Consider the following 19036-nt stretch of genomic DNA (forward strand, 5'->3'; position numbering starts at 1 on the left):
ACATGACCAAGCTCCTGATGATCGACAACTACGATTCCTTCACCTTCAACCTGGTCCAGTACTTCGGGGAACTGGGCGCGCAGGTGGAGACGGTGCGCAACGACGAGATCACGCTCGACGAGATCGGTGAGCGCATTGCAGCTGGCGTCTCGCGCCTGGTGATCTCGCCGGGCCCTTGTTCCCCGGCCGAAGCGGGCGTGTCGGTGCCCGCCATCAAGGCGTTTGCCGGCAAGCTGCCCATCCTGGGCGTTTGCCTGGGCCATCAGTCCATCGGCGCGGCTTTCGGCGGCAAGATCGTGCGTGCGCAGCAGTTGATGCATGGCAAGACCAGCGACATCCAGACGACGCAAGAAGGCGTTTTCGCCGGCCTGCCCGAGCGGTTCACGGTGAACCGGTACCACTCGCTTTCCATCGATCGCGCCACGTGTCCGAATGAGCTGGCCATTACCGCCTGGACCGACGACGGCGAGATCATGGGTGTGAGGCACGCCGGCTTCGAGCGCGCGGTGCGCATCGAGGGCGTTCAGTTCCATCCGGAGTCCATCCTCACCGAGCACGGCCATGCCATGCTCAAGAACTTTCTGGAGGCTTGAGCATGACCGTGGTGGACTTGCGCAGCGACACGGTGACGCAACCCACGCCCGCGATGCGAGCGGCCATGATGGCCGCGCCGCTGGGCGACGACGTGTTTGCCTCCGACCCGAGTGTCAATCTCCTGCAGGAAAAGATCGCCGATCTGCTGGGCTTCGAGGCGGCGCTGTTCGTACCCACCGGGACCCAAAGCAACCTGTGCGGCATCCTTGCGCACTGCCAGCGTGGCGACGAATACATCGTCGGCCAGCAGGCGCACTGCTATCGCTGGGAGGGCGGCGGCGCGGCGGTCTTCGGCAGCGTGCAGCCACAGCCGCTGGACAATCAGGCCGATGGAAGCATCCGCCTGTCCGACATCGAGGCGACGATCAAGCCGGACGACGCGCACTTCGCGCGGACCCGCATGATGGCGCTGGAGAACACGATCGGCGGCAAGGTTCTGCCTTTCGAGTATGTCGAGGCGGCGACGCGCCTGGCTGCAGACAAGGGCCTGGCGCGGCATCTGGATGGTGCGCGCCTGTTCAACGCCGCGGTGGCGCAGGCTGCCCGGTCTGGGGGCAAGGCGAGGGCCGAAGCTCGGCGGATTGCCCAGTGCTTCGACAGCGTGTCCGTGTGCTTCAGCAAGGGCCTCGGAGCGCCCGTCGGATCGGCGCTGTGCGGCTCGCGCGACTTCATCAATCGCGCGCACCGCATCCGCAAGATGGCTGGCGGCGGCATGCGACAGGCGGGCCTTTTGGCCGCGGCCGCCATTCACGCGCTCGACGAGCATGTCGACCGCCTTGGCGATGACCACGCACTCGCGCAACGGCTGGCCCAGGGGCTGGCCGGTATCGAAGGGCTGACCTTCGAGGCGCCGCAGACCAACATCGTGTTCGTCGACCTGCATGGCGAGCTTCGCGAGCGTGGCAACGATCTGATCGCGCACCTGAAGTCGCAGGACATCCTGGCCACTGGCTTGTACCGGCTGCGCTTCGTCACGCATCTGGACGTGGATGAGGCGGGCGTGGATCGGGCCATCGGCGCAATCCGGACGTTCTTCAAGGCCTGACGCAACTGGAGCCCGTCCGATGCCCGACACGCCCCATCTTCTAGCGTTCATCGGCGCCGGTCTTCTGCTCAACCTCACGCCCGGACCCGACGTCTTCTTCATCATTTCCCAGGCCATGCGACAGGGAGCGCGGGCGGGCGCGGTGGCGGCTTTGGGCATCACGGCGGGATGTTGCGTGCACATCGTCGCCGCTGCCGTCGGCGTCAGCGCCCTGGTGGCGGCTTCGGCCGCGGCGTTCGCGGTGCTCAAGTGGGTGGGCGCGGCCTACCTCGTCTATGTGGGCCTGACGATGCTTTTTGCGCGCACCCCATCGCCTGCGACCGGGTTGGTCCAGGGCGGCGGGCGCGTCGATGATGGCCCCTCGGCGCCCCTGTGGCAGGTATTTCGGCGCGGCTTCCTGACCAATGCGCTCAACCCCAAGGTCGCGCTTTTCTTTCTTGCGTTCGTGCCGCAGTTCATTGCGCCAGGCACGGAGCATCCATCGCAGGTGTTTCTGTTGCTGGGGCTCCTGTTCAACTTCAACGCCTTGTGGGTCAACTTCGGCTGGGCTTTCGGTGCGGCTTGGCTGGCGCGCCGCGCGGGTGCCATGCGACGCGCCATGCATTGGCTCGAGCGCGGTGCGGGCGCGATCTTCATCGGCTTCGGCCTTCGGCTCGCGCTGGCGGACTCACCTGCGGAGCCGGCTTCCCGTTGATCGGATCGGCGGACCATATTTCTAGCGGAGACACATCATGTCCATCACCCCCCAAGAAGCGCTTCAGCGCACCATCGAGCACCGGGAGGTGTTCCACGACGAGATGCTGCACATCATGCGGCTCATCATGAGCGGCGAATGTTCGCCCGTGCTGATGGCCGCCTTCATCACCGGCCTGCGGGTCAAGAAGGAAACCATCGGCGAGATCACCGCTGCTGCGCAAGTGATGCGCGAAGTGGCCACCAAGGTGCCCGTGTCGGACACCCGCAATCTCGTGGACATCGTGGGCACCGGCGGCGATGGTTCGCACACCTTCAACATCTCGACCTGCTCGATGTTCGTGGCCGCGGCCGCCGGCGCCAAGGTGAGCAAGCACGGCGGTCGCAGCGTCAGCAGCAAGTCGGGCAGCGCGGACGTGCTGGAGGCGCTGGGCGTCAACATCAACCTCAAGCCCGAGCAGATCGCCGCGAGCGTGTCCGAGGTCGGCATCGGATTCATGTTCGCGCCCAATCACCATCCAGCCATGAAGAACGTGGCACCGGTGCGCAAGGAGTTGGGCATCAAGACGATCTTCAACATCCTCGGTCCGCTCACCAATCCAGCGAGCGCGCCCAACATCCTGATGGGCGTGTTTCATCCGGACCTGGTCGGCATCCAGGTGCGCGCACTTCAGCGTCTGGGCGCCGAACATGCGCTGGTGGTCTACGGCCGCGACGGGATGGACGAAATCTCGCTGGGCGCCGCCACGATGGTGGGTGAGCTTCGCAATGGCGAAATCCGCGAGTACGAACTGCATCCCGAGGACTTTGGCTTTGCCATGTCCAGCAATCGTGCGCTGCGGGTCGAAACGCCTGAGCAATCGCGCGCGCTGCTGATTGACGTGCTCCAAGGCCAGGCAGGCGCGGCACGCGACATCGTGCTGCTCAATGCCGGCGCGGCGCTGTATTCCGCGAACGTGGCCGAGTCGGTGGCACAAGGCATCGAACTCGCCCGCAAAGCCATCGACAGCGGCGCGGCCAGGCAGAAATTGCAGGCGCTGGTGGACTTCACGCAGCGCGTCGGCACGGAGGCATGAGCATGGCAGACATCCTTGACAAGATCGTCGCAGTCAAGCGGGAAGAAGTTAAAGCAGCCCAAGGCCGCACGTCGCTGGCTGCCATACGGCAAGATGCTGAGTCCCGGGTCCTGACACGCGACTTCGTGGGCGCGCTGCGCCGGAAGATCGAGCGCGGCCAAGCAGCCGTCATCGCCGAAGTGAAGAAGGCCAGCCCGAGCAAGGGTGTGCTGCGCGAAGAGTTCATCCCCGCGGACATCGCCCAAAGCTATGCCGAAGGCGACGGGAAGGTCAGCGCTGCATGCCTTTCGGTGCTGACCGATCGTCAGTTCTTCCAGGGAAGCATCGATTTCCTCAAGCAGGCGCGAGCCTCGTGCGATCTGCCGGTCTTGCGCAAGGACTTCATGGTCGATCCATACCAGGTCTACGAAGCGCGGGCGATCGGTGCCGATGCCATCCTCTTGATTGCCGCCTGCCTGGACGATGCCCAGATGCGCGATTTCGAGAGCATCGCCAGTGAACTGGGCATGGCCGTGCTGGTCGAGGTTCACGATGAGGCTGAGATGGATCGCGCTTTGCGCCTCAAGACGCCGCTCATCGGCGTGAACAACCGCAACTTGCGGACGTTCGAGGTCTCGCTCGATACCACGCTGGCGTTGCAGGCCAAGGTGCCGGAAGGGCGTTTGCTGGTCACCGAGTCAGGCATTGCCACGCGCGACGACGTGGCCCGCCTGCGCGCCGCCGGCGTCCATGCTTTTCTGGTGGGCGAGGCCTTCATGCGTGCCGAAGAGCCAGGCGAGGCACTGGCCCGCTTGTTCCAATGAGCCCAGGCGCCCCAGCATCCACTCAACTCGTCAGCGCCGACCCGACCCAATGGCCGGTGGCGGCCGGGTGGCAGCCGCTCGTAGATGCTTTCTTCGCCAGCGAAACCGGGACGGGCCTGCTTCGCTTTCTCCAAGGGCGACTTGAAGCAGGTGCAACGATCTTCCCGCCCCAGCCTTTGCGGGCCCTGCAACTCACGCCGCCTGAATCGGTGCGTATCGTGATCCTGGGTCAGGACCCGTATCACGGGCGCGGGCAGGCCGAAGGTCTGGCGTTCTCAGTCGCGCCGGGTATTGCCTTGCCGCCTTCGCTGCGCAACATCTTCAAGGAACTGCAGCGCGACCTGGGCGTGGCGCCGCCGCCTTTTCCCGACCCCGGCGGCAGTCTGGTGAAGTGGGCGACGCACGGCGTTCTCCTGCTCAACACCTGCCTGACGGTGGAGGAGGGGCGGCCAGCCAGCCATTCCGGCAAGGGCTGGGAGGCCCTCACCGATGCCGTCATCCGCCATGTGGCGGAGAGCCCGCAACCCGTGGTCTTCATGCTCTGGGGCTCGCACGCGCAGGGCAAACGCGCTCTGATCGACGCCGGACGCCACCAAGTTCTGGTGGCCAACCATCCTTCGCCCCTTTCTGCTCTCCGGCCGCCCCTACCGTTCATCGGCTGCGGACATTTCGGGCTGGCGCGGGAACACCGACTGCGGCATTCCGGCCCGGATGCCCTTGAACGAAACGATGAGCGCCTGTCGACCGAGGAGGGCCCCAAGCCCGGGTAGAATCTGCGCCGGCCCAGCCGCCACGAGTTTTTGTGGCGTCGGGCTGGAATGTGCACTTAAACCGTGCTATATTTCGAGGTTCGCCGGAGAGGTGGCCGAGTGGTTAATGGCAGCAGACTGTAAATCTGCCGGTTTATACCTACGCTGGTTCGAATCCAGCCCTCTCCACCAGCGATGCGATTTGAATGGTTTGAGGCAATTGCCAAGTTTTTGCGCGAGCAAGGCGGGAGTAGTTCAATGGTAGAACCCCAGCCTTCCAAGCTGATGACGCGGGTTCGATTCCCGTCTCCCGCTCCACGGGTCTGGTTCACTGCGCGGAGCGCTCGATAGCAAAACGAGGCACTTGTCTGGAAATTTGCCCATGTGGCTCAGTGGTAGAGCACTCCCTTGGTAAGGGAGAGGTCGCGGGTCCGATTCCCGCCATGGGCACCACCTTTTTGTGTTGAGGCCGGGGTGCCGCGCTCCGCGCACCTGTGGTTGTACTGATCAGTTTTCGGAGTCGATGACATGGCAAAAGACAAGTTCCAGCGCACCAAGCCGCACGTGAACGTGGGCACGATCGGTCACGTTGACCACGGCAAGACCACGCTGACGGCGGCGATCGCCACGGTGCTGTCGTCCAAGTTCGGTGGCATGGCCAAGAAGTACGACGAAATCGACGCGGCGCCCGAAGAGAAGGCGCGCGGCATCACCATCAACACCGCGCACGTCGAGTACGAGACGGCCAACCGCCACTACGCGCACGTTGATTGCCCCGGCCACGCTGACTACGTCAAGAACATGATTACCGGCGCCGCCCAGATGGACGGCGCCATTCTGGTGTGCTCGGCCGCCGACGGCCCGATGCCCCAGACGCGTGAGCACATCCTGCTGGCTCGCCAGGTGGGCGTGGGCTACATCATCGTCTTCCTGAACAAGTGCGACATGGTGGACGACGCCGAATTGCTCGAGCTGGTCGAGATGGAAGTTCGCGAACTGCTCGACAAGTACGAGTTCCCTGGCGATGCCACTCCGATCATCCATGGCTCGGCCAAGCTCGCCCTGGAAGGCGACAAGGGCAAGCTGGGCGAAGAGGCCATCATGAAGCTGGCCGAAGCGCTGGACAGCTACATCCCCACGCCTGACCGCGCGGTGGACGGCGCCTTCCTGATGCCTGTGGAAGACGTCTTCTCGATCTCTGGCCGTGGCACGGTGGTGACTGGCGCTGTCGAGCGCGGCATCATCAAGGTGGGCGACGAAATCGAGATCGTGGGTCTGAAGCCCACGCTCAAGACCACCTGCACCGGCGTGGAAATGTTCCGCAAGCTGCTGGATCAAGGCCAGGCTGGCGACAACGTTGGCGTGCTGCTGCGCGGCACCAAGCGTGAAGAAGTCGAGCGCGGCCAAGTGCTGTGCAAGCCCGGTTCGATCAAGCCGCACACGCACTTCACCGCTGAGGTGTATGTGCTGTCCAAGGACGAAGGTGGCCGTCACACGCCGTTCTTCAACAACTATCGTCCGCAGTTCTACTTCCGCACCACCGACGTCACGGGCTCGATCGAGCTGCCCAAGGACAAGGAAATGGTGATGCCTGGCGACAACGTGTCGATCACCGTCAAGCTGATCGCTCCGATCGCCATGGAAGAGGGTCTGCGCTTCGCCATCCGCGAAGGCGGCCGCACCGTGGGTTCGGGCGTCGTGGCCAAGATCCTGGACGTCTAAAGAGTTCGTAGGGGTATAGCTCAATTGGCAGAGCGTCGGTCTCCAAAACCGAAGGTTGTAGGTTCGATTCCTACTGCCCCTGCCACCTGAAGCGGTGGCCCCAAAAAGAGCCCGTCCCGCGTGACGGGCTTGCGCGTCTTGCGCACGAGCATTGCATGTTGGCCGAAAGGCTGTTGGATATTTGCCCAAGATGGCCACTACTCAAATCGAAACCGTCACGACGACGGCCGACAAGGCCAAGTTGGCTGTGGCCGTCGTATTGGCGGTGGGCGCTATCGTGGCGTTCTATCTGTTGACGCGCCAGGGCGCATTGGTGCAGTGGGCGGCCTTGCTGGTTGGCTTGGCTGCTGCAGTGGGTGCTTTTGCCACGTCCGAGCATGGGCGGCAGTTGTGGGCGTTTGGCCGCGATTCTTGGCGCGAGGTCAAGAAGGTCGTGTGGCCTGCTCGCAAAGAGGCGATGCAGATGACGGCCTATGTGTTTGCCTTCGTGCTGCTCATGTCGATTTTCCTGTGGGTGACCGACAAGACCTTGGAATGGGTGTTCTTTGATCTCATCCTGGGCTGGAGAAAGTAATGACTGAAGCCGTCGAGAGTGTGTCGCCTGTCCTGGCGCCGCCCACGAACCCGGATTTCCGCTGGTATGTGGTGCATGCCTACTCCGGCATGGAAAAAGCGGTCGAGCGCAACATTCTCGAGCGCATCAACCGCGCCGGCATGCAGGACAAGTTCGGCCGCATCCTGGTTCCCACCGAAGAGGTGGTCGAGGTGAAGAACGGGCAGAAGCGCACCACCGAACGTCGCTTTTTCCCGGGTTATGTCCTGGTTGAGATGATCATGGATGACGAGTCCTGGCATCTGGTCAAGCACACCAACAAGGTGACTGGCTTTGTTGGCGGTGCGAAGAATCGGCCCGCTCCCATTTCGCAGAAGGAAGTCGAAGACATCGTCAGCCAGATGCAACAGGGCACCGAGAAGCCTCGCCACAAGGTCGAGTTCATGGTGGGCGAGTTCGTTCGTGTCAAGGAAGGTCCGTTCACCGACTTCAATGGCACGGTTGAAGAAGTCAACTACGAAAAGAACAAGGTGCGGGTGTCGGTCATGATTTTTGGTCGAGCCACGCCGGTGGAGTTGGAGTTTGCGCAGGTCGAGAAGACCTGAGCGCTCGCCTCTCGCAAATAACTGGGGCTTCGCACATCTCGGCTCGGTGCGAAGCTCGTCAATCAGAGCCTTAACCCCGGGGAGCCGCGGCCAAGACCGTGGCGCTATCACCCGCAAGGAGTACTAAAGCATGGCGAAGAAAATCGTCGGCTTCATCAAGCTGCAAGTGCCAGCTGGTAAAGCCAATCCGTCGCCGCCGATCGGCCCGGCACTGGGTCAACGCGGTCTCAACATCATGGAGTTCTGCAAGGCGTTCAACGCCCAGACCCAGGGCGTCGAGCCGGGTCTGCCGCTGCCGGTGGTGATCACCGCGTTCGCGGACAAGAGCTTCACCTTCATCATCAAGACGCCTCCGGCGATCACGTTGATCAAGAAGGCCATCAAGCTCGACAAGGGCTCTGCCAAGCCGCATACCGACAAGGTCGGCAAGATCACTCGCGCTCAGCTCGAGGAAATCGCCAAGACCAAGATGAAGGACCTGACGGCTGCCGATCTGGACGCCGCCGTTCGCACCATCGCCGGCTCCGCCCGCTCGATGGGCGTGACCGTGGAAGGGGTGTAAGACATGGCCAAGATCACCAAGAAGCAAAAGGCGCTCGAAGGCAAGGTCGACACGACCAAGCTGTATCCCCTGGCTGACGCCCTGGCGCTGGTCAAAGAGGCGGCTACCGCCAAGTTCGACGAGTCGATCGACGTTGCAGTGCAGCTCGGCATCGATGCCAAGAAGTCGGACCAAGTGGTTCGCGGCGCTGTCGTGATGCCCAACGGCACTGGCAAGACCAAGCGCGTGGCCGTTTTCGCTCAGGGCGCCAAGGCAGACGAAGCCAAGGCGGCTGGCGCAGACATCGTTGGCATGGATGACCTGGCTGCCATGGTCAAGGCTGGCGACATGCCTTTCGACGTCGTGATTGCCGCTCCGGACGCGATGCGCGTCGTGGGTACGTTGGGTCAGATCCTCGGTCCGCGTGGCCTGATGCCGAACCCCAAGGTCGGCACCGTGACGCCGGACGTCGCGACCGCCGTGAAGAATGCGAAGGCTGGCCAGGTCCAGTTCCGTGTTGACAAGGCCGGCATCATCCACGGCACGATCGGCCGTCGCTCGTTCGACGACGAGAAGCTGCGTGGCAACCTGGCTGCCCTGATCGACGCGTTGGTCAAGGCGAAGCCCGCATCGAGCAAGGGTGTTTACCTGCGCAAGGTCGCAGTGTCGTCGACCATGGGTTTGGGCGTTCGCGTCGACACCCAGTCCATCGCGCAGTCCTGATGTAAAGAATGCGCCGCGCCGCTTCTGACAAGAAATGGTGCGGTGATGTGGTGGGCCGTCGCAGGCAATCGAATGCGACGGGCCATCCAAGACCGCTGGTGCGCAGTCCGCTGCGCTTAATCGTCGACGCGGCCCTCGTCGCCCGACAGCCAGCGCAGATGGCGATCCCGCTGCAAGGAATTGATCTTTATCGAATCCGAACAGTTGGTCGCTGCATGAAGCGCGCTCCCAAAGCCCTTGGGCCTCAAGAGCGCATTGAAAGGAGTAGACCTTGAGTCTGAATCGCAGTGAGAAGGAAGCGGTCATCGCAGAAGTGACCGGCCTCGCCGCAAAAGCTCAAACGCTCGTGATTGCGGAGTACCGTGGCATCACGGTGGCCGACATGACCCGTCTGCGTATCCAAGCCCGCGAGCAGGGTGTGAGCCTGAGTGTTCTGAAGAACACCCTTGCCCGCCGTGCCGTGGCTGGAAGCGCATTCGAAGTTGTCGGTGACCAGATGACCGGTCCGCTGATCTATGGCTTCTCTGAAGACGCTGTGGCTGCCGCTAAGGTGGTGGCCGATTTCGCGAAGACCAACGACAAGCTGGTCATCCGCGGTGGCGCCTACGGTGGCAAGGCCCTGGACGTCGACGGCGTTAAGCAACTGGCCAGCATCCCTACGAAGGAAGTGCTGTTGGCCCAGCTGCTGGGCTTGATGCAATCCCCGATCTCGCGCACGGCCCGTGTTCTGGCCGCGCTCGCCGAGAAGCGTGGCGGTGGCGAAGCCGCACCTGCCGAAGCACCGGCGGAAGCGCAGGCGGCCTGATCGGCCAAGCCTTGCGTTCGAGAAATTCAACCCAATTGTTAGGAAACCAAAATGGCATTCGATAAAGACGCATTTTTGACCGCACTGGACAGCATGTCGGTCATGGAACTCAACGACCTGGTCAAGGCCATCGAAGAGAAGTTCGGCGTGAGCGCCGCCGCGATGGCTGCTCCCGCCGCTGGTGGCGGTGCTGCTGCTCCGGCTGCTGAAGAGAAGACCGAGTTCAACGTCGTTCTGACCGACGCTGGCTCGAACAAGGTCGGCGCCATCAAGGCCGTGCGTGAAATCACCGGCCTGGGCCTCAAGGAAGCCAAGGACCTGGTCGAAGCCGCTCCGAAGGCCGTCAAGGAAGGCCTGTCGAAGGCTGACGCTGAAGCTGCCAAGAAGAAGCTGGAAGACGCCGGCGCAAAGGTCGAACTGAAGTAATTCGTTCCCTGCATGGGGCTGGAGGGCTTGGAAAGGCCCTCCAGCCTTTGCCGCTTTCAGAGCGCACCCAAAAATCGCCCGGGACTCGGGCTATTTTTGAGTGTCTTCTGACCCCGACTGCAGAAGACCCCTTGGTTCGGGTGGCGTGCAACGCGCCATCGTCCGCCATCGGCTGGTAGTGGCCAGCCGCCAAGCGGCGCGCAAGCGCTGAGACAAGTCGCGCAAGACCTCATGTCCGGAGCTCTCATGGCCCAATCGTCCACGTACAGTTATACCGAACGCAAGCGCATCCGAAAAAGTTTCGGCAGCCGCGACAGTGTTGTCGAGATTCCTTACCTGCTTCAGATGCAGAAGGATGCGTACACCGCTTTCCTGCAAGCCGGCGTCGCGCCGCAGAAGCGTTCGCTCGATGGCCTGCAAGCCGCGTTCAACTCCGCCTTCCCGATCGTTTCGCACAACGGCTTCGTGGAAATGAAGTTCCTCGAGTACAACCTGGCCAAACCGGCCTTCGATGTACGCGAATGCCAGACCCGTGGTCTGACCTTTTCCTCGGCTGTCCGTGCCAAGGTTCAGTTGATCATCTATGACCGCGAGTCGTCGACTTCTCAGTCGAAGGTCGTCAAGGAAGTGAAGGAACAAGAGGTCTACATGGGCGAAGTGCCGCTCATGACCGATAAGGGTTCGTTCATCATCAACGGCACCGAGCGTGTGATCGTCTCGCAGTTGCACCGCTCTCCCGGCGTGTTTTTCGAGCACGACAAGGGCAAGACCCACAGCTCGGGCAAGCTGTTGTTCTCGGCGCGTGTGATTCCCTACCGCGGTTCTTGGCTGGACTTCGAGTTCGACCCGAAGGACATGCTGTACTTCCGCGTCGATCGCCGCCGCAAGATGCCGGTCACCATCCTGCTCAAGGCCATCGGCCTGACGCCGGAATCGATCCTGGCCAACTTCTTCGTCAACGACAACTTCCGCCTGATGGACAGTGGCGCGCAGATGGAGCTGGTCTCCGATCGCCTGCGCGGCGAAGTGGCACGTTTCGACGTGACCGACAAGTCGGGCAAGGTCGTCGTGGCTAAGGACAAGCGCGTTACGGCGCGCCATACGCGTGAGCTCGAACAGTCGGGCACCACGCACATCAGCGTGCCCGAAGATTTCCTGGTCGGCCGCGTGCTGGCCCGCAACATCGTCGATCCCGATTCCGGCGAGATCCTGGCCAAGGCCAACGACGAACTGACCGAGGCGCTGCTCAAGAAGCTGCGCGCGGCAGGTGTGCTGGACATCCAGTGCATCTACACCAACGAGTTGGACCAGGGCGCGTACATCTCTCAAACCCTGCGTACGGACGAGACGGTGGACGAGTTCGCTGCCCGCGTCGCCATCTACCGCATGATGCGCCCCGGCGAGCCGCCGACCGAAGACGCGGTTCAAGCCTTGTTCCAGCGCTTGTTCTACAACCCCGATACCTACGATCTGTCGCGCGTCGGTCGCATGAAGTTCAACGCCCGCGTGGGGCGTGATGAATCGACCGGTCCGATGGTCCTGACCAACGAGGACATCCTCGCGGTCGTGAAGATCCTGGTGGATCTGCGCAACGGCAATGGCGAAGTCGACGACATCGACCACCTGGGCAACCGTCGCGTGCGTTGCGTGGGTGAACTGGCCGAGAACCAGTACCGCACCGGTCTGGCGCGTATCGAGAAGGCCGTCAAGGAGCGTCTGGGCCAGGCCGAGCAAGAACCGCTCATGCCGCATGACCTGATCAACAGCAAGCCGATTTCGGCTGCACTGAAGGAATTCTTCGGTGCCTCGCAGTTGTCGCAGTTCATGGACCAGACCAACCCGCTGTCCGAGATCACCCACAAGCGCCGCGTGTCGGCCCTTGGCCCGGGTGGTCTGACGCGCGAGCGTGCCGGCTTCGAAGTGCGCGACGTGCACGTCACCCACTATGGCCGCGTCTGCCCGATCGAAACGCCGGAAGGCCCGAACATCGGTCTGATCAACTCGCTGGCACTGTATGCGCGGCTGAACGAGTTCGGCTTCATCGAGACGCCCTATCGTCGCGTGGCCGACGGCAAGGTGACCACCGAGATCGACTACCTCTCGGCCATCGAGGAAGGCAAGTACGTCATCGCCCAGGCCAACGCTGCGCTGGACGCCGACGGCCGCCTGACCGGCGACCTCGTGTCGGCGCGCGAAAAGGGCGAGTCGATCCTGGTCGGCGCCGAGCGCATCCAGTACATGGACGTGTCGCCCGCACAGATCGTGTCGGTCGCTGCTTCGCTCGTTCCGTTCCTTGAGCACGACGACGCCAACCGCGCATTGATGGGCGCCAACATGCAGCGTCAGGCCGTGCCTGTGCTGCGCCCGGAAAAGCCGTTCGTGGGTACCGGCATCGAGCGCGTCTCGGCTGTCGACTCCGGCACGGTGGTCACCGCCATGCGCGGCGGCGTGGTCGACTATGTCGACGCGACCCGCATCGTGGTGCGCGTCAACGACGCCGAAGCGCAAGCCGGCGAAGTCGGCGTGGACATCTACAACCTGATCAAGTACCAGCGTTCGAACCAGAACACCAACATCCACCAGCGTCCGATCGTCAAGCGCGGCGACAAGATCGCCAAGGGTGACGTGGTGGCCGACGGCGCATCGACCGATCTGGGTGAACTGGCGCTTGGCCAGAACATGCTGATCGCGTTCATGCCGTGGAACGGCTACAACTTCGAGGACTCGATCCTGATCAGCGAGCGCGTGGTGGCCGAAGACCGCTACACCAGCATTCACATCGAAGAGCTGGTGGTGATGGCGCGCGACACCAAGCTGGGCGCCGAAGAAATCACCCGCGACATCCCGAACCTGGCCGAGCAGCAGCTCAACCGCCTGGACGAATCCGGGATCATCTACGTGGGTGCCGAGGTCCAGCCGGGCGACGTGCTGGTGGGCAAGGTCACGCCGAAGGGCGAGACCACGCTGACGCCGGAAGAAAAGCTGCTGCGTGCGATCTTCGGCGAGAAGGCGTCCGACGTGAAGGACACCTCGCTGCGCGTGGACCAGGGCAGCTCCGGCACCGTCATCGACGTGCAGGTGTTCACCCGCGAAGGCATCCAGCGCGACAAGCGCGCCCAGCAGATCATCGACGATGAACTCAAGCGCTTCCGCCTGGACCTGAACGACCAGCTTCGCATCGTCGAGGCCGACGCGTTCGACCGTATCGAGAAGCTGCTGGTGGGCAAGGTCGCCAACGGCGGCCCGAACAAGCTGGCCAAGGGCAGCAAGCTCGACAAGGCCTACCTGGCCTCGATCGAGAAGTTCCACTGGTTCGACATCCGCCCGGCCGATGACGACATCGCCATGCAGTTGGAGTCGATCAAGAACTCGCTGGAGCAGACGCGCCACAGCTTCGACCTGGCTTTCGAAGAGAAGCGCAAGAAGTTGACGCAAGGCGACGAGCTGCCCGCGGGCGTGCTCAAGATGGTCAAGGTCTACCTGGCTGTCAAGCGCCGCCTGCAGCCTGGCGACAAAATGGCCGGCCGTCATGGCAACAAGGGCGTGGTCTCCAAGATCGTTCCGGTCGAAGACATGCCCCACATGGCCGACGGCACGCCGTGCGACATCTGCCTGAATCCGCTGGGCGTGCCCTCGCGGATGAACGTGGGTCAGGTGCTCGAAGTGCACCTTGGCTGGGCTGCGAAGGGCATCGGCCAGCGCATCGGCGACATGCTGCAGGAGCAGGCCCAGGTGGCCGAGCTGCGCAAGTTCTTCGACGAGCTCTACAACGGCTCGGGCCGCAAGGAGCAGCTCGAGCAGTTCAGCGATGCAGAAGTGGTCGAGATGGCCCACAGCCTGGCCAGCGGCGTGCCGTTCGCCACGCCGGTGTTCGACGGCGCGTCTGAAGAAGAGATCCGCGGCATGCTCAAGCTCGCCTACCCGGACAACCTGGCCAAGCTCAAGGGCCTGACCGAGACCCGCACGCAGGCTCACCTGTTCGACGGTCGTACCGGCGAGCAGTTCGAGCGTCCGGTGACTGTCGGCTACATGCACTTCCTGAAGCTTCACCACCTGGTGGACGACAAGATGCACGCCCGCTCGACTGGTCCGTACTCGCTGGTCACGCAGCAACCGCTGGGCGGCAAGGCCCAGTTCGGCGGACAGCGCTTCGGTGAAATGGAAGTGTGGGCGCTCGAAGCGTATGGCGCTTCCTACGTCCTGCAGGAAATGCTCACCGTCAAGTCCGACGACGTTCAAGGCCGTACCAAGGTCTACGAGAACATCGTCAAGGGCGAGCACGCCATCGAAGCCGGCATGCCGGAGTCGTTCAACGTGCTGGTCAAGGAAATCCGTTCGCTGGGCCTCGACATCGAGCTCGAGCGTTCTTAATTCTTGGGGGATAGAGTCATATGAAATCGCTACTCGACCTGTTCAAGCAGTTCACCCCGGATGAGCATTTCGATGCCATCAAGATCGGCCTGGCCTCGCCCGAAAAGATCCGTTCGTGGTCTTTCGGCGAAGTGAAGAAGCCCGAGACGATCAACTACCGCACCTTCAAGCCCGAGCGGGACGGCCTCTTCTGCGCCAAGATCTTCGGGCCCATCAAGGACTACGAGTGCCTGTGCGGCAAGTACAAGCGCCTGAAGCATCGCGGCGTGATCTGCGAGAAGTGCGGCGTTGAAGTCACGCAGACCAAGGTGCGTCGCGAGCGCATGGGTCACATCGACCTGGCCGCGCCCTGCGCCCATATCTGGTTCCTGAAGTCGCTGCCGTCGCGTCTGGGCCTCGTGCTCGACATGACCCTGCGCGACATCGAACGCGTGCTGTACTTCGAAGCCTATGTCGTCACCGACCCCGGCATGACCCCGCTGAAGAAGTTCAGCATCATGAGCGAGGACGACTACGACAACAAGCGCAAGGAATACGGTGACGAGTTCGTCGCCAAGATGGGCGCCGAGGGCATCAAGGATCTGCTGCAGGGCATCGAACTCGACGTCGAGATCGAGAAGCTGCGCGGCGACCTCACCGGCTCCGAAGTCAAGGTCAAGAAGAACTCCAAGCGCCTGAAGGTGCTGGAAGCCTTCCGCAAGTCGGGCATCAAGCCCGAGTGGATGGTGCTGGACGTTCTGCCTGTGCTGCCGCCGGACCTGCGTCCGCTGGTGCCGCTGGACGGGGGCCGCTTCGCGACCTCCGACCTGAACGACCTGTATCGCCGGGTCATCAACCGCAACAGCCGCCTGCGCCGCCTGCTCGAGCTGAAGGCGCCCGAGATCATCGCCCGCAACGAAAAGCGGATGCTGCAAGAGGCGGTCGATTCGCTGCTGGACAACGGCCGTCGCGGCAAGGCGATGACGGGTGCGAACAAGCGCGCCCTCAAGTCGCTGGCCGACATGATCAAGGGCAAGAGCGGTCGCTTCCGCCAGAACCTGCTGGGCAAGCGTGTCGACTACTCGGGCCGTTCGGTCATCGTGGTTGGTCCGACGCTCAAGCTGCACCAGTGCGGCCTGCCGAAGCTGATGGCGCTCGAGCTGTTCAAGCCTTTTATCTTCTCGCGCCTCGAAGCCATGGGCATCGCCACCACCATCAAGGCGGCGAAGAAGGAAGTCGAAAGCGGCACGCCGGTGGTCTGGGACATCCTGGAAGAGGTGATCAAGGAGCACCCGGTTCTGCTGAACCGCGCCCCCACGCTGCACCGCTTGGGCATCCAGGCCTTCGAGCCGATCCTGATCGAGGGCAAGGCCATCCAACTGCACCCGCTCGTCTGCGCGGCATTCAACGCCGACTTCGACGGTGACCAGATGGCCGTTCACGTGCCGCTGTCGGTGGAAGCGCAGATGGAAGCCCGCACGCTGATGCTGGCCTCCAACAACGTGCTGTTCCCGGCTTCGGGCGAGCCCTCGATCGTGCCGTCGCAAGACGTGGTGCTGGGCCTGTACTACACCACCCGCGACCGCATCAACGGCAAGGGTGAAGGCTTGGTGTTCTCGGACATCGGCGAAGTGCAGCGCGCCCTGGACGCCAACGTGGTCGAACTGACCACCAAGGTCAGCGTTCGCATCACCGAGTGGAACAAGAACAAGGAGACGGGCGAGTTCGTGCCGTCGACTTCGCTGGTCGATACCACCGTCGGCCGCGCACTGCTGTCCGAGATCCTGCCCAAGGGCCTGGCCTTCTCGAACATCAACAAGGCGCTGAAGAAGAAGGAGATCTCCAAGCTCATCAACGCCTCGTTCCGCAAGTGCGGCCTGAAGGAGACCGTGGTCTTCGCCGACAAGCTGCTGCAAAACGGCTTCCGCCTGGCGACCAAGGCTGGCATCTCGATCGCCATCGATGACATGCTCGTGCCTTCGGAGAAACACGACATCATCGAGACCGCTTCCAAGGAAGTGAAGGAGATCGAGCAGCAGTACGTGTCCGGTCTGGTCACGGCGGGCGAGCGCTACAACAAGGTCGTGGACATCTGGGGCAAGGCCGGCGACGCCGTGTCCAAGGTGATGATGGCCAAGCTGTCCAAGCAGAAGGTCACCGATCGCAACGGCAAGGAAGTGGACCAGGAGTCCTTCAACTCCATCTACATGATGGCCGACTCCGGTGCCCGTGGCTCCGCCGCACAGATCCGCCAGGTGGCCGGCATGCGCGGCCTGATGGCCAAGCCGGACGGCTCGATCATCGAAACGCCCATCACCGCGAACTTCCGTGAAGGCCTGAACGTGTTGGAGTACTTCATCTCCACGCACGGTGCCCGTAAGGGCCTGGCCGACACGGCACTGAAGACCGCCAACTCCGGTTACCTGACGCGCCGCCTGGTCGACGTGACCCAGGATCTGGTGGTGACGGAGCAGGATTGCGGCACCAGCAACGGCTCGACGATGCGCGCCATCGTCGAGGGCGGTGAAGTCATCGAATCGCTGCGCGACCGTATCCTCGGCCGCAGCGCCGCGGACGACGTGCTTCACCCCGAGACCCGCGCAGTGCTGGTCCCGGCCGCTGAGATGTTCGACGAAGACAACATCGAAGAACTGGAAGCCGCCGGCGTCGACGAGGTGCGCGTGCGCACGGCGCTGACCTGCGAAACCCGTTTCGGCATTTGCGCCAAGTGCTATGGCCGCGATCTCGGCCGCGGTGGCCTGATCAACATCGGCGAAGCCGTCGGTGTGATCGCTGCCCAGTCGATCGGCGAACCGGGCACGCAGCTGACGATGCGTACCTTCCACATCGGTGGTGCCGCTTCGCGTGCCGCCATCGCATCGAGCGTGGAAGCCAAGAGCAACGGCGTGATCGGCTTCAACGCCACGATGCGCTACGTGACCAACTCCAAGGGCGAGCTGGTGGTGATCGCGCGTTCCGGCGAAGTGATCATCCACGACGAGCACGGCCGTGAGCGCGAGCGTCACAAGGTGCCGTACGGCGCGGTGCTGTCGGTGAAGGCCGACCAGCAGATCAAGGCTGGCCTGATCCTGGCCACCTGGGACCCGCTGACCCGCCCGATCATCACGGAGTTCGCCGGTTCGGTGAAGTTCGAGAACGTCGAGGAAGGCCTGACCGTGGCCAAGCAGGTGGACGAAGTCACCGGCCTGTCCACGCTGGTCGTGATCGATCCGAAGCGCCGCGGCGCCGCCAAGGTCGTGCGTCCGCAGGTCAAGCTGGTGGACGCCTCGGGCAGCGAAGTGAAGATCCCGGGCACCGATCACTCGGTGACCATCGGCTTCCCGATCGGCGCCCTGATCCAGGTGCGCGACGGCCAGGACGTGGGCCCCGGCGAAGTGCTTGCCCGCATTCCGGTCGAAGGTCAGAAGACCCGCGACATCACCGGCGGTCTGCCGCGCGTGGCCGAGCTCTTCGAGGCTCGCTCGCCCAAGGACAAGGGCCTGCTGGCCGAAATGACCGGCACCATTTCCTTCGGCAAGGAGACCAAGGGCAAGATCCGCCTGCAGATCACCGACCCCGAAGGCAAGGTCTGGGAAGAACTCGTGCCGAAGGAAAAGAACATCCTGGTGCACGAAGGCCAGGTGGTCAACAAGGGCGAAGTGGTGGTGGACGGCCCGGCCGACCCGCAGGACATCCTGCGCCTGCTGGGCTCGGAAGAACTGGCGCGCTACATCGTGGACGAAGTGCAGGACGTGTATCGCTTGCAAGGCGTGAAGATCAACGACAAGCACATCGAGGTGATCGTTCGCCAGATGCTGCGCCGCGTCGTGGTCGAAAGCACGGGTGACTCCAGCTACATCGTGGGTGAGCAGGTCGAGCGTTCGGAAATGCTCAACACCAACGATGCGCTGCGCACCGATGGCAAGATCCCCGCGACGTACACCAACCTGCTGCTGGGCATCACGAAGGCTTCGCTGTCCACCGACAGCTTCATCAGTGCCGCCTCCTTCCAGGAGACCACGCGCGTGCTGACCGAAGCCGCCATCATGGGCAAGCGCGACGAACTGCGTGGCCTGAAGGAAAACGTCATCGTCGGCCGCCTGATTCCCGCAGGCACCGGCATGGCGTACCACCAGGCACGCAAGGCCAAGGACGCCATGGACGAAGCCGAGCGCCGCGCCATTGCGGAAGCCGAGGCGGCGGAACTGGACGCATCGCAAGCTGCCAGCGCTGAAGCCGAAGCGAGCGACGTCACCGTGGACGCTGCCAGCGAAGGCGCAGCCAGCGAATAAGGCAGCGTGCTGAAAAGCGCCCCCTTCGTTCGATGACCGCGCTTCTGGCCGGCACCCGA

General features: G+C 63.1%; 15 protein-coding genes and 4 tRNA genes. All 19 read left to right on the plus strand.

The annotated features are described in order from the left end of the window. Positions 1-2: 2 nt before the first annotated feature. The 19 genes from QTH91_RS10875 (at position 3) to rpoC (ending at position 18977) form a co-directional block, all read left to right on the plus strand. Positions 3-593: an anthranilate synthase component II gene (locus QTH91_RS10875; protein WP_286660098.1), complete on the plus strand. Its 591-nt coding sequence runs from the start codon at positions 3-5 to the stop codon at positions 591-593. 2 nt (positions 594-595) lie between these two features. Then, positions 596-1639: a low-specificity L-threonine aldolase gene (ltaE, locus tag QTH91_RS10880; protein ID WP_286660099.1), complete on the plus strand. Its 1044-nt coding sequence runs from the start codon at positions 596-598 to the stop codon at positions 1637-1639. 19 nt (positions 1640-1658) lie between these two features. Then, a complete protein-coding gene (locus QTH91_RS10885) occupies positions 1659-2333 on the plus strand; it encodes a LysE family translocator (RefSeq protein WP_286660100.1) in 675 nt (224 codons plus the stop codon). A 37-nt stretch (positions 2334-2370) separates the two neighbouring features. Next, positions 2371-3408: an anthranilate phosphoribosyltransferase gene (trpD, locus tag QTH91_RS10890; RefSeq protein ID WP_286660101.1), complete on the plus strand. Its 1038-nt coding sequence runs from the start codon at positions 2371-2373 to the stop codon at positions 3406-3408. 2 nt (positions 3409-3410) lie between these two features. Continuing rightward, complete coding sequence (trpC, locus tag QTH91_RS10895; RefSeq protein ID WP_286660102.1) at positions 3411-4211, plus strand: indole-3-glycerol phosphate synthase TrpC; 801 nt, start codon at positions 3411-3413, stop codon at positions 4209-4211. After that, a complete protein-coding gene (locus QTH91_RS10900; protein WP_286660103.1) occupies positions 4208-4981 on the plus strand; it encodes a uracil-DNA glycosylase in 774 nt (257 codons plus the stop codon). The genes trpC and QTH91_RS10900 overlap by 4 nt, the downstream gene beginning before the upstream one ends. An 85-nt stretch (positions 4982-5066) precedes the next feature. Next, positions 5067-5152, plus strand: a tRNA-Tyr gene (locus QTH91_RS10905). 52 nt (positions 5153-5204) lie between these two features. Further along, positions 5205-5278, plus strand: a tRNA-Gly gene (locus QTH91_RS10910). Positions 5279-5338: 60 nt separating this feature from the next. Next, positions 5339-5413 (plus strand) — tRNA-Thr (locus QTH91_RS10915). Between the two features lie 75 nt (positions 5414-5488). After that, positions 5489-6682, plus strand: coding sequence for an elongation factor Tu (gene tuf, locus QTH91_RS10920; protein WP_286660104.1), 1194 nt, complete (start codon positions 5489-5491; stop codon positions 6680-6682). A gap of 9 nt (positions 6683-6691) precedes the next feature. After that, a tRNA-Trp gene (locus QTH91_RS10925) sits at positions 6692-6767 on the plus strand. A 105-nt stretch (positions 6768-6872) separates the two neighbouring features. After that, positions 6873-7256 (plus strand): preprotein translocase subunit SecE, encoded by a 384-nt coding sequence (gene secE, locus QTH91_RS10930; RefSeq protein ID WP_286660638.1) that lies wholly within the window; start codon positions 6873-6875, stop codon positions 7254-7256. Further along, positions 7256-7840, plus strand: coding sequence for a transcription termination/antitermination protein NusG (nusG, locus tag QTH91_RS10935; RefSeq protein WP_286660105.1), 585 nt, complete (start codon positions 7256-7258; stop codon positions 7838-7840). Before secE ends, nusG begins: the two co-directional genes overlap by 1 nt. 130 nt (positions 7841-7970) lie before the next feature. Next, the gene (gene rplK, locus QTH91_RS10940) at positions 7971-8402 is read left to right on the plus strand and encodes a 50S ribosomal protein L11 (RefSeq protein ID WP_286660106.1); all 432 of its coding nucleotides are present in this window, start codon (positions 7971-7973) and stop codon (positions 8400-8402) included. A gap of 3 nt (positions 8403-8405) precedes the next feature. After that, positions 8406-9104, plus strand: a complete 699-nt coding sequence (gene rplA / locus QTH91_RS10945) for a 50S ribosomal protein L1 (RefSeq protein WP_286660107.1) — start codon at positions 8406-8408, stop codon at positions 9102-9104. Between the two features lie 271 nt (positions 9105-9375). Beyond that, positions 9376-9909: a 50S ribosomal protein L10 gene (gene rplJ, locus QTH91_RS10950; RefSeq protein WP_286660108.1), complete on the plus strand. Its 534-nt coding sequence runs from the start codon at positions 9376-9378 to the stop codon at positions 9907-9909. A gap of 51 nt (positions 9910-9960) precedes the next feature. Then, positions 9961-10335: a 50S ribosomal protein L7/L12 gene (gene rplL, locus QTH91_RS10955; protein ID WP_286660109.1), complete on the plus strand. Its 375-nt coding sequence runs from the start codon at positions 9961-9963 to the stop codon at positions 10333-10335. A 246-nt stretch (positions 10336-10581) separates the two neighbouring features. Next, complete coding sequence (gene rpoB / locus QTH91_RS10960) at positions 10582-14706, plus strand: DNA-directed RNA polymerase subunit beta (protein ID WP_286660110.1); 4125 nt, start codon at positions 10582-10584, stop codon at positions 14704-14706. A gap of 20 nt (positions 14707-14726) precedes the next feature. Further along, positions 14727-18977, plus strand: a complete 4251-nt coding sequence (rpoC, locus tag QTH91_RS10965) for a DNA-directed RNA polymerase subunit beta' (RefSeq protein ID WP_286660111.1) — start codon at positions 14727-14729, stop codon at positions 18975-18977. The last annotated feature ends 59 nt before the right edge of the window (positions 18978-19036 follow it).

This window comes from Variovorax dokdonensis, assembly GCF_030316895.1.
Classification (GTDB): Bacteria; Pseudomonadota; Gammaproteobacteria; order Burkholderiales; family Burkholderiaceae_C; genus Variovorax; species Variovorax dokdonensis.

Coding starts and splice junctions, on each gene's coding strand:
- tuf (WP_286660104.1), top strand. CDS start 5,489: ATGGCAAAAGACAAGTTCCAGCGCACCAAGCCGCACGTGAACGTGGGC.
- rplA (WP_286660107.1), top strand. CDS start 8,406: ATGGCCAAGATCACCAAGAAGCAAAAGGCGCTCGAAGGCAAGGTCGAC.
- rpoC (WP_286660111.1), top strand. CDS start 14,727: ATGAAATCGCTACTCGACCTGTTCAAGCAGTTCACCCCGGATGAGCAT.
- QTH91_RS10885 (WP_286660100.1), top strand. CDS start 1,659: ATGCCCGACACGCCCCATCTTCTAGCGTTCATCGGCGCCGGTCTTCTG.
- rplL (WP_286660109.1), top strand. CDS start 9,961: ATGGCATTCGATAAAGACGCATTTTTGACCGCACTGGACAGCATGTCG.
- rplK (WP_286660106.1), top strand. CDS start 7,971: ATGGCGAAGAAAATCGTCGGCTTCATCAAGCTGCAAGTGCCAGCTGGT.
- QTH91_RS10875 (WP_286660098.1), top strand. CDS start 3: ATGACCAAGCTCCTGATGATCGACAACTACGATTCCTTCACCTTCAAC.
- trpD (WP_286660101.1), top strand. CDS start 2,371: ATGTCCATCACCCCCCAAGAAGCGCTTCAGCGCACCATCGAGCACCGG.
- rpoB (WP_286660110.1), top strand. CDS start 10,582: ATGGCCCAATCGTCCACGTACAGTTATACCGAACGCAAGCGCATCCGA.
- ltaE (WP_286660099.1), top strand. CDS start 596: ATGACCGTGGTGGACTTGCGCAGCGACACGGTGACGCAACCCACGCCC.
- QTH91_RS10900 (WP_286660103.1), top strand. CDS start 4,208: ATGAGCCCAGGCGCCCCAGCATCCACTCAACTCGTCAGCGCCGACCCG.
- nusG (WP_286660105.1), top strand. CDS start 7,256: ATGACTGAAGCCGTCGAGAGTGTGTCGCCTGTCCTGGCGCCGCCCACG.
- trpC (WP_286660102.1), top strand. CDS start 3,411: ATGGCAGACATCCTTGACAAGATCGTCGCAGTCAAGCGGGAAGAAGTT.
- secE (WP_286660638.1), top strand. CDS start 6,873: ATGGCCACTACTCAAATCGAAACCGTCACGACGACGGCCGACAAGGCC.